The organism is Priestia sp. USM5, assembly GCF_058323215.1.
Window position 1 is genome coordinate 3929033 of the sequence record NZ_JBSGKN010000001.1, and the last position, 15262, is coordinate 3944294.

Annotated in this window: 15 protein-coding genes; 6 read left to right on the forward strand and 9 right to left on the reverse strand. The window is 37.4% G+C overall.

The features are described from left to right. Positions 1–47: 47 nt before the first annotated feature. From ACWATA_RS20700 to ACWATA_RS20720, 5 genes are all read left to right on the forward strand, one after another. Positions 48–638 (forward strand): CYTH domain-containing protein, encoded by a 591-nt coding sequence (locus tag ACWATA_RS20700; RefSeq protein WP_098625762.1) that lies wholly within the window; start codon positions 48–50, stop codon positions 636–638. 4 nt (positions 639–642) lie between these two features. Beyond that, positions 643–1332 (forward strand): lytic transglycosylase domain-containing protein, encoded by a 690-nt coding sequence (locus ACWATA_RS20705; protein ID WP_047751648.1) that lies wholly within the window; start codon positions 643–645, stop codon positions 1330–1332. A gap of 286 nt (positions 1333–1618) precedes the next feature. Continuing rightward, entirely contained in the window at positions 1619–2029 is a 411-nt protein-coding gene (locus ACWATA_RS20710) for a globin domain-containing protein (protein ID WP_013055433.1), read from the forward strand. 26 nt (positions 2030–2055) lie between these two features. After that, positions 2056–2907, forward strand: coding sequence for a ClpXP adapter SpxH family protein (locus ACWATA_RS20715; protein WP_028412354.1), 852 nt, complete (start codon positions 2056–2058; stop codon positions 2905–2907). Positions 2908–3201: 294 nt separating this feature from the next. Then, positions 3202–3381 carry a hypothetical protein gene (locus ACWATA_RS20720; RefSeq protein WP_014461572.1) on the forward strand — a complete coding sequence of 60 codons (180 nt, stop codon included), beginning with the start codon at positions 3202–3204 and terminating at the stop codon, positions 3379–3381. Positions 3382–3412: 31 nt separating this feature from the next. Here the strand turns inward: ACWATA_RS20720 and pepF are convergent, their stop codons facing one another. From pepF to mecA, 4 genes are all read right to left on the reverse strand, one after another. Beyond that, positions 3413–5230: an oligoendopeptidase F gene (pepF, locus tag ACWATA_RS20725; RefSeq protein ID WP_473050157.1), complete on the reverse strand. Its 1818-nt coding sequence runs from the start codon at positions 5228–5230 to the stop codon at positions 3413–3415. A 163-nt stretch (positions 5231–5393) separates the two neighbouring features. Beyond that, positions 5394–6575, reverse strand: a complete 1182-nt coding sequence (locus tag ACWATA_RS20730; protein WP_033578050.1) for a competence protein CoiA — start codon at positions 6573–6575, stop codon at positions 5394–5396. A gap of 119 nt (positions 6576–6694) precedes the next feature. Continuing rightward, positions 6695–8212, reverse strand: coding sequence for a cardiolipin synthase (gene cls, locus ACWATA_RS20735; protein WP_025749882.1), 1518 nt, complete (start codon positions 8210–8212; stop codon positions 6695–6697). A gap of 214 nt (positions 8213–8426) precedes the next feature. After that, positions 8427–9107 carry an adaptor protein MecA gene (mecA, locus tag ACWATA_RS20740; RefSeq protein WP_013055427.1) on the reverse strand — a complete coding sequence of 227 codons (681 nt, stop codon included), beginning with the start codon at positions 9105–9107 and terminating at the stop codon, positions 8427–8429. 360 nt (positions 9108–9467) lie between these two features. Between mecA and ACWATA_RS20745 the strand changes: the two genes are divergently transcribed. Beyond that, positions 9468–10133 (forward strand): TerC family protein, encoded by a 666-nt coding sequence (locus tag ACWATA_RS20745; protein ID WP_028412357.1) that lies wholly within the window; start codon positions 9468–9470, stop codon positions 10131–10133. 96 nt (positions 10134–10229) lie between these two features. Here ACWATA_RS20745 and madM read toward each other — a convergent pair whose 3' ends face one another. The 5 genes from madM to ACWATA_RS20770 form a co-directional block, all read right to left on the reverse strand. Then, positions 10230–10991: a malonate transporter subunit MadM gene (madM, locus tag ACWATA_RS20750; protein WP_325075982.1), complete on the reverse strand. Its 762-nt coding sequence runs from the start codon at positions 10989–10991 to the stop codon at positions 10230–10232. Next, the gene (madL, locus tag ACWATA_RS20755; protein ID WP_325075983.1) at positions 10988–11401 is read right to left on the reverse strand and encodes a malonate transporter subunit MadL; all 414 of its coding nucleotides are present in this window, start codon (positions 11399–11401) and stop codon (positions 10988–10990) included. Before madL ends, madM begins: the two co-directional genes overlap by 4 nt. Positions 11402–11596: 195 nt before the next feature. Further along, positions 11597–12493 carry a LysR family transcriptional regulator gene (locus ACWATA_RS20760; protein WP_028412360.1) on the reverse strand — a complete coding sequence of 299 codons (897 nt, stop codon included), beginning with the start codon at positions 12491–12493 and terminating at the stop codon, positions 11597–11599. A 201-nt stretch (positions 12494–12694) separates the two neighbouring features. Beyond that, positions 12695–13093, reverse strand: a complete 399-nt coding sequence (spxA, locus tag ACWATA_RS20765; protein WP_013055422.1) for a transcriptional regulator SpxA — start codon at positions 13091–13093, stop codon at positions 12695–12697. Between the two features lie 418 nt (positions 13094–13511). Continuing rightward, positions 13512–14915, reverse strand: a complete 1404-nt coding sequence (locus ACWATA_RS20770) for an amino acid permease (RefSeq protein ID WP_047751651.1) — start codon at positions 14913–14915, stop codon at positions 13512–13514. Positions 14916–15262 lie beyond the last annotated feature (347 nt).

Here is a 15262-nt window from a genome sequence, read left to right on the forward strand (position 1 = left end):
GATGGAAAGTGCCTTACCAAAAGACCTAAATTAAAAGGATGATTTCATTGAAACAAGAAATTGAAATTGAATTTAAAAATATAGTAACGAAAGAAGAGTTTGATCGTCTCCGCTCACATTTTCAATTAACTGAAAATCAGTTTATTTCTCAAGAAAACCACTATTTTGATACACCTGCTTTCTCATTGAAAGACTGCGGAGCTGCCCTGCGAATTCGAAGCAAAAAAAATAAATCCGTTCTCACGCTAAAACAGCCTCATCAAGAGGGCCTTTTAGAAACACATGAAGCATTAACAAATGAACAAGCTAAAGAATTGCTAGATGGTAGCGCCAAGATTCCGTCAACGATTCAACAGCTTATTACTGATTTACAAGTCGATAGCCATTCGCTAACTTATTTTGGCACTTTGCGTACAAGTCGAGCAGAAATTCCATATAAGAACGGGTTACTTGTACTCGATCATAGCTTTTATCTAGGTGCTGAGGACTATGAACTCGAATACGAAGTAACCGATGCCAATGAAGGGGCAAAATATTTTGAGCAATTGCTTACGGAGCTTGATATTAAAAAGAAACCAACGGAAAACAAAATTCGACGGTTTTACAAGCGAAAGTATACGTTAATGGATGGAGAATAAATTCATGAGCATGAATATTAACCATTACATGTCTTCCGTTCAATTTCCTGGAACTCAGCCATTTTCAGTTAACAACCAGCTGCCAACAGCTAACGTGATGCTTGGTACAACTTTACTCTCTGTATTTGCTCAGCTTTTTCAAGACTACGTCAATCAAGAGCCTCAAATGAGTACCAACCTTTACTTGGAGGCAGCGCAGATGTTTCCAGCTACAGCGGTTCAAACGCAATCCCAGCCATCTGTTTCTTCTTCAGATAAGGCAGCCGCTTCAACTGCTGCCTTACCTGCACAAAAAAACGAAACGGCAAAGGCCAGTTCTCATGATGTACAAACGATAATTAATGAAGCAGCTGCACGCTACCAGCTGGATCCTAAACTTATTCGTTCTGTTATTAAACAAGAGTCAAATTTTAATCCCTCTGCCAAAAGTTCTGTCGGAGCGGCTGGGCTTATGCAGCTAATGCCAGCAACCGCTAAAGCTCTTGGTGTAGAAGATCCGTATGACTCCAAGCAAAATGTATTTGGAGGAGCCAAATATCTTCGACAAATGTTAGATAAATACGACGGAAACGTGAAATTAGCGTTGGCAGCCTACAATGCTGGACCAGGTAATGTCGATAAATACGGCGGAGTACCTCCTTTTCAAGAAACGCAAAAATATGTAAATAAAATTATGTCTTCTTATCTCGTGTAAAAGAGTCCAATCATTCGCGACTCGACCATGGAATGACTGTAGTTTGTCGAGGTTACACTATATAAATAGAAGGAAACGTTTGTGAAAGGATTCCTTTGTTTCTCATACTAAGTGATTCGCCACAGCATCATAGACTTTTCTTATGTAAAATTCCACTTTATCTCTTTTCCAGTAGAAGAAGTAAGCGGATAGTTTGAGTTAACGAAATGACACTGCTAAAATTAAGGAAAGTAAAAAACACCAAAGAGTTAAGACGTATATTTCTTATAACAAAGGAGTTATCAACATGAGAGAAAAAATCCACTCCCCTTACGAATTATTAGGCGGTGAACATACGATTTCAAAACTTGTTGATGCTTTTTATACACGCGTTGGACAACATCCTGAGCTCGCGCCAATTTTTCCTGATGATTTAACAGAAACAGCACGAAAGCAAAAGCAATTTCTGACACAATATTTAGGAGGGCCTTCGCTATACACTGAAGAGCATGGTCACCCTATGCTGAGAGCTAGGCATCTTCCTTTTGAAATTACACCGTCAAGAGCCAAAGCCTGGCTGACGTGTATGCATGAAGCAATGGACGAAATTAATTTAGAAGGCCCTGAGAGAGATGAACTTTATCATCGTCTTATTTTAACTGCCCAACACATGATTAATTCACCGGAACAGACAGATGAGAAAGGATTTTCACATTGAGTAATCTAAACAGCCAATACCCATCCTTGCATCAGCTTTGTCAAGGTTCAAATAAAAAACCGCTTGAAATCTATGTATTTGTTGACCCTCTTTGTCCAGAGTGCTGGGCACTCGAGCCTATTCTAAAGAAGTTACAAATAGAATATGGTCAGCTGTTATCCCTCAAGCATGTGCTTGGCGGAAACTTGCAGCAATTAAATATTGGAGCACAGCAGAGATTTGAACATATTGCAAAATCGTGGGAGAAAACTGGAAGCCGCTCCGGCATGTCATGTGACGGCAACCTGTGGCTTGAAAACCCCATCGATACTCCTTACGCTGCATCAATTGCAATTAAAGCGGCCGGGCTGCAAGGAAAGAAACAGGGCATTCGCTTTTTGAGAAGACTTCAAGAAGTAGTATTTTTAGAAAAACAAAATGTTACAGAAGAATCTGTCTTAATACAATGTGCAAAACATGTGGGGCTAGATGTTAATGAATTTGTAAAAGATTTGCATTCAGATTACGCTGCGAAGGCTTTTCAATGTGATTTAAAAATCACATCGGAAATGGATGTCGATGAGATTCCAACTCTTGTGTTCTTTAACGAAAAAGTTGAAGAAGAAGGCATTAAGATATCAGGATACTATTCGTACGAAACATATGTACACATCATTAAAGAGATGTTAGAAATTGACCCAGATCCAGCTTGTCTTCCGCCTCTTCGTTCATTTTTAAGCTATTTTCAATTTGTTGCTTCAAAAGAAGTTGCAGTTGTGTATGGTTTATCATTAGAAGAGGCTGAAAAAGAATTGAAAAAACTTCAGCTTCAGCAGGTTGTTGAAAGAGTTCCTGTCAAATATGGAACCTTTTGGAGAAGTACTGAAAAGAGCTGTTAATTATTAAATGTTGATGCTTATCCTAAGCATCAACTACACAAAAAAGACTTGGCTTTCGCCAAGTCTTTTCGTTTGTCTTAAGACAACAAGGGGATGGGAGAAATTTTTCACGGTCAAACAAAGGGGTATATGTTTGTTTTGTGATAAACTTCACGATTAATACTATAGCAAATTATGTCGACTTTTGGCAACCCCTTTTTTCAATTTTATTCACTTTTTTATAAAAAAACTTCATAAACAGCCAGATTCACTCATATAGTACAACCAATTATGCTTTTAATAGAGGTGTTAACTATGAAAATTGCTGGAATTACTCTAGGGGTTGTGATTCTTTTGTTTTCTTTTTTATTCTATATTTTATCTCTTATGCAGCTTGTTCCTCTCATTATCGCAGGCCCTCTCTTATTTTTAGCTATTCTTATTATTTTTACATTGCTTAACAATCACAACAAATTTCGGGGATTTAAAAAATGAAGCAGGATACAGCTCCTGCTTCATTTTAATTTTATTGATTTAATAAACGTTCCATTTCCGTTAACTTCTCTTCAAATACGGCTAGCGCTTCTTCGATAGGCTGAGATGTTGTCATGTCCACTCCTGCTTTTTTCAACACTTCAATTGGATAATCAGAGCTTCCTGACTTTAAGAAACCTACATAGCGCTCAACAGCTGCATCTCCTTCTTCAAGGATTTGCTTGCTTAATGCCGCTGCTGCACTGAATCCTGTAGCATATTGATAAACGTAGTAATTGTAGTAGAAATGCGGAATACGAGCCCATTCTAACCCAATCTCTTCGTCAATTACTAAGTTGTCTCCAAAATATTTTTTATTTAAGTCATAATATAATTTTGTTAATAATTCAGGTGTAAGCGGCTCTCCGTTTTGAGCACGCACGTGCACATCGTGCTCAAATTCAGCAAACATCGTTTGACGGAATACCGTACCGCGGAACCCTTCTAAATAATGGTTAAGCAAGTACAAACGCTGCTTTTCATCATCAATCGTTTTTAGTAAATAATCGTTTAGAAGCGCTTCATTACACGTGGAAGCTACTTCTGCCACAAAGATTGAATAATCTCCATAAGGATATGGCTGCGTTTTTCTTGTGTAATAACTGTGTACAGAATGGCCAAATTCATGGGCTAGTGTAAACAAGTTATTTACATTATCCTGCCAGTTCATTAAGATATAAGGATTGGTGCCGTACGTTCCTGAAGAATAAGCACCGCTTCGCTTGCCTTTGTTCTCATGAACATCTACCCAACGATTTTCAAATCCTTCTTTTAACACATTAAGGTAGTCTTCCCCTAGTGGTTTGAGACCTTTTAAAATATAATCTTTTGCTTCTTCATACGTTACTTCCATTTTTACGTCTTTTACTAAAGGCGTATAGAGATCATACATATGAAGCTCTTCAATTCCCAATACTTTCTTACGTAAATCAATATATCGATGCAATAAATGCAAATTATCGTTCACTGTTTTAACTAAGTTATCGTATACTTCTTCTGGGATATTATTTGTGCTAAGAGCTGAGTGACGAGCTGAATTATAGTGACGAACGCGGGCGCTAAAATTATCTTTCTTCACCGTGCCGCTTAATGTACTTGCAAACGTATTTTTAAATTTACCGTACGTTTCGTACACCGCTTTAAACGCTTCTTCTCGTACGCGGCGATCGCTGCTTTCTAAAAAACGAATATAGCGTCCGTGCGTAATTTCTACTTCTTCTCCATTTTCGTCTTTAATAGAAGGAAATTCTAAGTCCGCGTTGTTTAACATTCCAAACGTGTTGCTTGAAGATCCTAATACTTCAGAAGCCTGAGCGAGAAGCGCTTCTTCGCTTTCTGATAAAATGTGTGGACGCTCGCGAGTAATTTCATCTAATGCATGAGCATATAACTTTAGCTCTTTATGTTCCACCATGTATTGTTTAATTTTTGATTCTTCAATAGACAAAATTTCTGGTGTTACATAAGATAGTGCACTTGCAATTTGAGTATAAAGTGTTTTGATGCGATCATTTAACCCTTGATAAAAAGAATTAGTGGTATCTTGATCGTAGCGCATATGAGCATATGTATAAAGTTTACTAACGCGCATTGTGAGCTCGTCTTGCTCTTGAAGAGCGTCGTATAAAGTTTGAGCGGACTCTCCAAGTTTCCCTTTGAATTTTTCCATTTTTGGAATAAGAGCTTTTACTTCTTCAAATTCTTTTTCCCATGCGTCATCTGAAGCAAAAATATCTTCTAGTTTCCACGTATCTTCTACTTTTATCTCGCTTCTACTTGGTAACTTTTTTACTTTTGATTGTTCACTCATGGTCATCCCTCCATCTTTTTCTACCTGTCTATAACTGTTCGCTTTTTCTAAGGCGAATCCTTTTTATTTCTTTGGTTATTGTATGTTGTTTTAAAAGAATTAATCAAAAGTCAGTACGCTTTTGAAAAAAGGATTCTTTCTTAAGCGTACTGATTTTCAGTGGTTATGTCACTTCTTTTGCTTGATTTAACCACTTTTTCATCATCTGTCCATCTTCTAAAAAAGCATCGGATGTTTGCTTTGGAATCGTATAAGGTCTTCTGATTTTGTATAACCCAGAAGTTATAGACGTTAGTATCCCTAACCGGCATAATACCTCTATATACTCAAACAAGGGCTGTTCCACAACAACAGGGGCCATCGGCAAAGACCGAAACACAATATGCCTCTGATGAATTCTGTAGAGCCATAGCCTGCATAACTCTTTTTCTGTAACTAAATCCCCTACCTGCTTCTGCTGCATTAAATCAAGAAGCAGCCACGTTTGCCATATAGTAGCAGACGTTTCAATCATGTATAAAGAAGGCAGCGGCATGCCCGCTTCTGCTGGAATATGAGAAGGAGGAATATTGTTTTCATAAAGAGCGTGTAAAAAAGGCTGAAGCTTCTGATTAGGATAGAGGATATAATGCGTTCTCCATGCCTTCTTTTTCTTTACCCATGAAGAGAAAAATTGAGGCTGTGTATGTGTAGAAAAAAGATCATGAAAGGTATGCTCGTGAGGAGAGAGCACGACAAGCTGTGCATAACAAATTTGAGATGAAAAAGGCATAAGATGTTCAAGTTTCAACAGCTGATTAGTAGAAGGTGAAAAATAAAGAAGTGTGGGCGTATAATCGGAAAGAGTGAGAAACTGCCACTCTTGAAAAGAAAGTTGATACATATAAGTGGATAAGCGTTTCATTCTTTTTGCCCCCATAATCCAAAGAGGCATATAATTCCCTTTCTCATAATGAATAGAACGTTTGGTTAGCACTGAGGAAGATAAGGACGCACATTGAAATTCGATTGCATATTTTTGCGAAGGGGTATCTATAAGAAGATCTGGACGCTGCATAATGTCAGGAAGGTAACTTTCTAACTCGACTTCAAGATGAGAACTAAACCAGTGAAACAGCTTTCGCTTTCCGTCAAGATGATAATCTGTTTCACCTTCATGCTGAGCGACGCACGTTTTTTTCAGGTGAGCAAAATGAGGGATTTTTTTTGTACCTATCTTTAACTGTACAGGGGATTGACAAGAGGGACAGTAGAACTGCTTTTCTTTTTTCCACAGCTTAAGCTGTTCAAGCGAAAAGCGCTGAGCTAGTGAAATGAGGCCTTCTTCTGTTCGGGCAACTAACAATCGTACATTTCTCCTTCCTATAGTAGCGAGCTATATCCTTGTATTCGACACCTTTCTACTAAACCCTTTTCTTTCAGAAAAAAACCACATTGCAGCATACGCAATGTGGTTTACAGCGATTATAATAGCGGTGAAAGCAAACGAGCTGTTGATTCAAACAGCCGCTGTATAAATGGCCGCTTTTCAAAGTCTTTAAAGTGAAGCTCACTCGTTTCTTCTAAATCTTGCATATATTCATATACGAGCTTTTGGGTACTAGCTGTGCGATATAAAAAAGCATTTACTTCAAAATTCAGATGAAAGCTTCTCATATCCATGTTAGCTGTTCCAATAGAGGCAATTTCCCTATCAACAATCACAATCTTGCTGTGCATAAATCCTTTTTTATACTCGTAAATTTTCACACCTGCTTCTAGCAGCTCAGGAAAATAAGAGCGTGATGCATGAAAAACAATTTTTTTATCGGGCTTCTGAGGTACAAGAAGCCTTACATCTATACCGCTTAAAGCAGCTACTTTGAGAGAAGTAAAAATATCTTCATCAGGTATGAAGTAAGGAGAAGCAATCCAAATGGACTCTTTCGCAGACGTAATCATCGAAAAAAATAAGTGTTTAATAATTTCCCACTCACGGTCTGGTCCGCCGGCAATCATTTGAACACCGCCGCACTTTTCCATATCAATGTCAATTAAATCCGGCGATAGATACGTTTGAGTAAGCATCGTCTGTCCTGTCATATAATACCAGTCTTGCAAGAAAATAAGCTGTAATGAACGGACTGCCTCACCCTTCACCATCAAATGAGTATCTCTCCAAAAGCCAAAATGCCGACTTTTTCCGAGATATTCATCACCAATGTTCAAACCTCCTACAAATCCAATTGTTCCATCAATGACTACAATTTTACGATGATTACGGAAGTTGATTTTATTATTGAGAAATGGAAGTCTCACCGGCAAGAACGGAATCATTTCTACGCCCGCGTTTCTTAACTCGTGAATATAATGCGGTGAAAGCTGAAAACTGCCCACGGCATCATACAAGAAACGTACATAAACTCCTTCTTGTACTTTCTGAATTAAAATATCTTTAATTTGTTCTCCTAAGTGATCATGTCGTACGATGTAATACTCTAAATGGATATGATGCCGTGCATGCTTTAAAGATTCCATAATTTCGTGAAATGTCTCTTTTCCATTCGTCAATGCGCGCGTATCTGAAGAAAAAGAAATGGGACTCTTGCCAAGCCTGACGGCTAGCTTCAGCATTTGCTTCCTACTGGTGCCCAACTGTTCAAAGTGATTTTCTAATATACCAGAATCTCTTTCCATCTTTAAAAGCACCTGTTCATCCAGCTTTGCTTTTTTAGCAAATAAACGCCGTTTTCGCGTATTGCGTCCAAATAACAAATAAAAAAAGAACCCTATTACTGGAAAACCGCCTAATACTACGAGCCACGTTAGCGTTTGGGTTGGATGACGGTTTTCTAATGAAATAACAAGACCGATGAAAACAACACTAATCGTAATTAAGATACTTAGCACGCCAATAAATTTACCGTCCCAATACCCTTTTGTAAAATAAAGCAAGGCAATAATACCAACAACAAAAATTAAAAGCTGTAATCTATTTTTCAACTTGTTTTCACCTATCCTAAAACCAATCTTTCATCATTCATAACAGGTCTCTATACTGTTATTATCCTCAAACTTGGTATTTTAACACTACACTTTCCCGTGTAGGAACCAGCCGCCTGCTTTTTCTACCTATACTGTTCGATATGAGCGGAGAGCTTTTCCAAAAAAGAGGACAAAACAAAGACCGATTTCATATACATGAAATCGGCTGCTATTATCGTAAAGGAAAATACTGTTTTACTTGTTCAAGTGCATTTTCACTGATTAATTCTTTTCCATATTCCATTAAACGATGAACTGTTACATTTGATTCATTTGCATATTCTAAAATGATACTTAAAATGTTATCAATTTCAGCTACAAAGTCTTCATCATCTGTAAACTCAACGTATAAATAATATTTCCCTTCAAACACGTACATGCTGTTGATGATATCATCTAACTCTAAATGGTGACTTAAGGAAATTAAATGTTCTAAGTCTTGAAAGCGTGCGACGAACTGTAGCCCTTCGTCTTCTATAATTTCTTCTTCAAAATCAGCTTTTTTATTTTGATTCGCTTGATGATCAAGCAACGCTTCAATTTTTCCATCTACAGGGATATCGATTTTATCATTTTCACCAACAGGTACTTCGAACTTTTGACCGTCTTTTGAAACTTGTGCTCTTGTTACGATAACCTCTAGCCCCTTCTCAAGCGCATGTACTTGAATCCAAAGAGGACCTTCTGCTACAAACTCTTCTTCTTGATGAATTTCGTCCATCATCTCCCAGAATAGCTCTTCACTGCGCTCACGGCTAAACCAAATTTCATTGCGATCAAATCCACGTTCTTCAATATCTACGTAAGTGACAAAGAATTTTACTGTGTTTTCATTAATGCGTTCGATTTCCATTATCATCTCTCCCTTCGGAAAAATCAGTGAAGGTAATCCGGCCATTTCGAACATTACCCCTAAACGATGAAGGGACTATTTTACCCCCGTGTTAAAGCAATATTACATGTACTTTCTCACTTTGTAAAGCATTCTAACTTGGGATATACAAGCATACACTATTTGAGTGAACCTTGTATATCTATTTTATGACAAAATGCGAAAGAAAGGAAATAAAAAATACTCTGACAACTCATAGCCACCTTACACCTTACTTTGTTATATACATAATCTCTTTACCCTATGAACGCTTTTTGTTAAAAATGAACACAGATAAAGCAATATGAGCTACTTATCCTTACATATTGGGAGGGAAGACTATTGGATTTAGAATTAATAACCTCCATTCTTCTTATTATCGGTATCGATATTGTATTAGGTGGAGACAACGCTATTGTTATTGCCTTAGCAAGCCGCAATTTACCTGAACATCAACGAAATAAAGCTATTTTTTTAGGGACTGGCTTAGCTGTGATCGTTCGCATTGTACTTACTATTTTAGCTGTTTATTTACTAACTATTCCTTACTTGCAGCTCATCGGCGGTTTTTTATTAGTGATCATTGCCTTTAAGCTTCTTGTATCAGAAGGTGACGATGCATCTTCAATTCGTGCAGGTGTGACGTTAGGCGCCGCTGTGAGAACGATTGTATTTGCTGATATTGTAATGGGACTAGATAATGTAATAGCTGTGGCAGGCGCAGCTCATGGAAATATTATCTTAGTTGTCACGGGACTACTCGTATCCGTCCCTATTATTGTTTGGGGAAGCAAGCTCATTTTGTATTTGATGGAACGGTTTCCCCTGCTTGTTTACGGCGGAGCAGCTATTTTAGCTTATACTGCTGGAAATATGATTGGACATGAAAAGAACTTACATTCATTCTTTGCAGACCATACATCTCTAGGAACATTTATTCCGTTTATAACAATTGCTGTTGTGCTGATAAGCGGCATGGCTGTTAATAGCTTTCGTTCAACTAAATGATAAAGAAAAGGCCATACTAAACATTTTTATTTAGTATGGCCTTTTCTTTAGTTTAATGAGCACAGCAGTCTTTTATTCATAAAACACTTTGTACACTTAAAAAATAATCTCTGTGAGTAAAAAAAGAATAGATGGTACGAGTAAGCAACCAAGACCTGTATAAAATGTAGCTGTCATGGCTCCGTAAGGTACAAGTTTTACATCTGTCGCCGCTAAACCAGCTGCTACACCGCTCGTCGTCCCCATAACTCCTCCATAGATCATTGCTGTACGAGGGTTGTTTAATTTGATTTTCTTAGCAAATATCGGTGTCAAAATCATAACTGAAATGGATTTAATTAATCCTACAGCTATACTTAACGCGATAATATCAGAAGAGGCTCCAATCGCAGTTCCAGAAACCGGTCCCACAATATAGGTCACAGCTCCTCCTCCGATTGTAGTCAAAGCAACGGGATCTCTATACCCAAAACAAAGAGCAATAATTACACCTAGTACAAAGGAATAGAAAACCCCAAAAAACAAAGCCGTAATCCCGCTGATTCCCGTTTTTTTGACTTCGCTAAAATTGGCACCGAACGCAGTAGCAATAATGGCCAAATCTCGCAGCATCCCCCCGCCCATTAAACCAATTCCTGAAAATAACTGTATATCAGAAATCCCTTTTTCTCCTTCTGTATTCACTCCACCGATATAAGCAAGGATTAACCCAAACATAATAGCAATAGCAGATCCGTGAACTCTTCCTTTTGTTAATTTATCTGATAAAAAATAAGCAATATACATGACAATCCCAATAATAGCAAATGCCGTAATCAGTCCGTTATTTTCTAATCCTTCTTTAATCATATTCATCATTTTATCTGCTCCTTAGGTAAAATAGAAAGCTCTATTTCTTGTTCATTCACCTTCGCTTTCTCTCCTATTCTGCTGATAAATGGTATGGATAAAAAGCCTACTACGACTACTACCACCCCTGCAAGAATCGCCATGCCTCCTCCATCAAGAGCAGCTACAACATTTTGCTGTGCAGACATCGCTACCACGATAGGAATATAAATTCCTCCCCAAAAAGCAATGCCTTCTTCGGATTTTACTTGGAGCTTATTTTTCTTCTTTAAATAATCCACCGCTAGTACAAGAAGAAGCATGGATACCCCTACTCCCCCAACGTTGGCTTCTACTCCCATCAGCCCTCCTAATGCGTCCCCTACAATTACTCCTATTAACATGCAAACAGACAGCAGCGCTACACCGAAGATTATCATATTACTTCCTCCCCAACCCATTATTGAAAGCGTTTACTTTATGGTTTAAAAATAGTGTAAAGGAAAAAAGTTGAATAACCTATGCATTTTTAGTTATATACTTATATCAAAAATGACATAATGCAGTTTTTCTCTACTGTTCATTTTAGATTTATTCGAAAAAGAAATAAAAACCATGACATTTAGTCATGATTCTTATATGTATTCATGAGGCATATCCGAGGGTAAATGTTTAAAATAATCAATCACAAACTGCCTGAAGATTTGTTGTAAATCCGTCACGTAGCCTCCATTGTTCCAAGCTAAAAAGATTGTACGTTCAAATGTTTCTTCTTCAATTTTTAGCAGTTTTACATCCTTTCCTGTAGAACCTCCCCACGTCACTTCAGGAATAAAACCTATTCCTTGCTTCGCTCTAATCAAACCTCTCACTGTTGCTGGATCATCGCTTTCAAACGTAATTTGAGGTACAAAATTCTGTTCCTTACAAATCGCATCCGTTATTTTTCTTAGCTCTTTCCCTTTCTTTAGCACAATGAATTTCTCATTTTTAAGTTCATTTAACTTTACACGTGATTGCTTGGCTAAATGATGATCAAGAGGGACTGCAAGCAAAATCGATTCACGAAGTAAAGGAGTATGTTCGATCTGACGGGTTGTTAATGGAAAAGCTGAAATACATAAATCAAAATCAGGCTGTGAATAGCTATTAGTCAAATGCTGCATTAGCCGAAAACGCACCTGAGGATATTGCTCACGAAACCTGCTTAATAGCTCTGGAAGTAAATGTGAACTAGCTAACACAACAAGACGAATTTCTTCACATGGATCGTTCGACATATCCTTTAGCTCATGCTTTGCGTCTTCTAATGTTTTTAAAGCACGTTCTACTTTGGAACAGAACGCTTTACCGTACCGATTTAATTTAATGTATTTACCGTTTCGATCAAACAAACGAATGCCTAGCTCTTTTTCCAACTGTGAAATCGTTTTGCTGAGCGCAGGCTGAGATACGTATAGCTCTTCAGCCGCTTTGCTGATATGTTCTAGTCTAGCAACTACTTGGAAATATTTTAGCTGTAAAAGCTCCAATCCGTTCACCACCACTTTTATATGTTTAATTACTCTCTTTCTTTATTAATTACATATATACTTCATTTTCCCTGCTATTTCGACAAAAAATAAGCAGCAGAGGCCATTTGGCTCCCTGCTGCTTATTTTTTATATACCAACTTCAAGCAAACCTTACTTGGTTGGTTTCGTATTTAAATCTTAAACAGACAAATATAAAAATTAACCATTCACAAGTCTTTGAGCTTCGCGAAGTTGGAAAGTACGCACTTTACGTGGTAAGAAACGACGGATCTCGTCTTCATTATAACCAACTTGTAGACGTTTTTCATCAATGATAATCGGACGGCGCAATAAGCCAGGATTTTGCTGAATTAATTCATACAAATCTTGTAAAGGCATAGCGTCTACCTGAACGTCTAGTTTTTGGAAAGTTTTCGAACGTGTTGAAATGATTTCATCTGTTCCATCTTCTGTCATACGTAAAATTTCTTTAATCTCATCGATTGATAACGGCTCTGAAAAGATATTACGCTCTGTATATCCAATATCATTTTCCTCTAACCAAGCTTTCGCTTTACGACAAGATGTACAACTTGGTGATGTATATAATGTAACCATTTACTCCTTCACTCCTTCTATCATAATCGGTCATAACATTCAAAACATGAACTGTAAATCATGTTGTTTTATACAAACTTCAACGAGTGTAAATATTTAATGACTGATAATGAAAATCGATACTACTTTATAATTACTTTTAAAAAATAATATCTATTTGCATTATACTATAAACTTCATCGGAATGATATACTTTTTAAAGTGAACTAGTACATTAGTTCGTTCCTTCACTGTCATTATTTTCATTACCGATTTTCTTCATTATTTATTTACCACACTACTATTACGAATAAACCTGTAGATTAGTTTCATTTTTTTATTATTTTTTTCTTTCACAAATTCCTCGAACTTTTCAGTCACTAAAAAAGCCTTGCAGAAGAAATGACTTTTCTGCAAAGCTTTTGAGATAATCTCTTATTTATTTAATAGCTGATGTGCTTTTTCCTCGTCTCATTAAGATAGGATACAGTAAAAGCCCGATTACAAATAATCCAATGCCTAGGAAAAATGTTTTTAAATCAGCTGTCCCTGTCTTAATCACCCATAGCGAATAAATAAGTGCTAACGAAGCAATAATTCCGTCTTTTACTCGCGATCCTTTAATCGTGTCGTACGTCTCACCCGTCACAATAAGCTTTAATTGATAAACTGTCGTCACGAAATAAGGAACTAAATAGGCAAGAGTAGCTACAACGATAGCGAAATTATAGGCTTGCGAAACTGTGCCTGAAATAGTCGCAAACAAAAACAACTGTGTTAAGCCATTTGTTAATGTTAGTGAGCGGGCTGGACTATTGTTCTGATTCGTTTTAGCAAACCACTGTGGAAACAACCCTGATTTTGCTGCTTGATAAGGAACTTCTGCACTAACAACAATCCATCCAACAGTAGAACCTAATAAAGATATAAGTGCTAAAATGGCCATTACGTAAGCACCTTTATGTCCAATAACCATTTCTAACGTATCTACCAAAGGCTTTTGAGACTGCTGAAGCTGAGCTGTCGAAAGAATCCCCATAGCTAGAAGCGTAATCCCCACATAGATAACCATTGAGATTAATAATCCAAGCAGCGTTGCTTTCTTTACTACTTTTTGTGATTTTGCACGATTAGATAACAGTACAGCTGATTCAATTCCGATAAATGCCCACAGCGTAGCAATGGCTGCTCCATTGACCTGACTTCCTAATCCTACATTTATACCCTTTGAATTAACAAATTCTGTACTGACGAGGTTGGATGCGCTAAATAGCGATAGCGCCACAACAATAAATAAACCGAATCCAATAATTTTAGCTGCCGTTGTGATAAAGTTAATATTACCGGCGCTATTGATATCTCGCTGCAAAATAGCTTGAATTCCCCATAATACAACAGAACATACTAAAAACGTAATAAATTTCCCAGCTTCTAATTGAAAATCTCCGACTGAAAATAAAATATCCTTACTCTCCATTACTGGAAAGAACGTTGTTAAATATCCCGCAAACGATATGATGACAGATGCTGTTGCAGCCCAGTTTGCTGCCCAATAACCCCAAGCCATGCTATACCCAGCTACTTTACCTGCTTTAGGCGATGAAAAAAGGTTCGCTGCATAACTTTGAGGCCCTCCTTTTAATTCAGGCTTTCTCATAACTAAGTTCCCGAACACAAGAGCAATCATGAACACGCCAAGACCTGTTGCAATCCAAGCAAGTGTTGAACCAATTGGACTTGATACGTTTGCTAAATTAGAAGGAAGCATAAATACTCCGCCGCCTACCATATTACCAACTACAAAGGCTGTTAAAAACCAAAGTCCCCATTTTTTGTCTTTCATTTGCTGTGTCTCCTTTTGCTTTCTAAAAGCTTAAACTTTTGACATAGAAAGCTCGATGCTAATCTATTAAAACATAGAAATTATTTATTTCTTCATTTGTTTAACAATATAATATATTAGCACACTAAAGCAAAAAGTGAAATAATAAATCCTTCATTTTCTTTTGGAAAAAAATGCGGCTGAGACATAACTCCATTCATCTATAGATGAACAGACGGGATATATGAGCTCGTGTGGATTGCGCTTGTGACACCGCTGTTCATTTCCATGCAAGACTTCGCTTTCCGCGGGCGGTGAGCCTGTCTCGCTTTTCCCGCAGAAGTCTTCGCCTTGTCCTCCAATCAACA

Coding starts and splice junctions, on each gene's coding strand:
- ACWATA_RS20705 (WP_047751648.1), top strand. CDS start 643: ATGAGCATGAATATTAACCATTACATGTCTTCCGTTCAATTTCCTGGA.
- ACWATA_RS20710 (WP_013055433.1), top strand. CDS start 1,619: ATGAGAGAAAAAATCCACTCCCCTTACGAATTATTAGGCGGTGAACAT.
- ACWATA_RS20720 (WP_014461572.1), top strand. CDS start 3,202: ATGAAAATTGCTGGAATTACTCTAGGGGTTGTGATTCTTTTGTTTTCT.
- pepF (WP_473050157.1), bottom strand. CDS start 5,230: ATGAGTGAACAATCAAAAGTAAAAAAGTTACCAAGTAGAAGCGAGATA.
- mecA (WP_013055427.1), bottom strand. CDS start 9,107: ATGGAAATCGAACGCATTAATGAAAACACAGTAAAATTCTTTGTCACT.
- madM (WP_325075982.1), bottom strand. CDS start 10,991: ATGATGAATATGATTAAAGAAGGATTAGAAAATAACGGACTGATTACG.
- madL (WP_325075983.1), bottom strand. CDS start 11,401: ATGATAATCTTCGGTGTAGCGCTGCTGTCTGTTTGCATGTTAATAGGA.
- spxA (WP_013055422.1), bottom strand. CDS start 13,093: ATGGTTACATTATATACATCACCAAGTTGTACATCTTGTCGTAAAGCG.
- ACWATA_RS20770 (WP_047751651.1), bottom strand. CDS start 14,915: ATGAAAGACAAAAAATGGGGACTTTGGTTTTTAACAGCCTTTGTAGTT.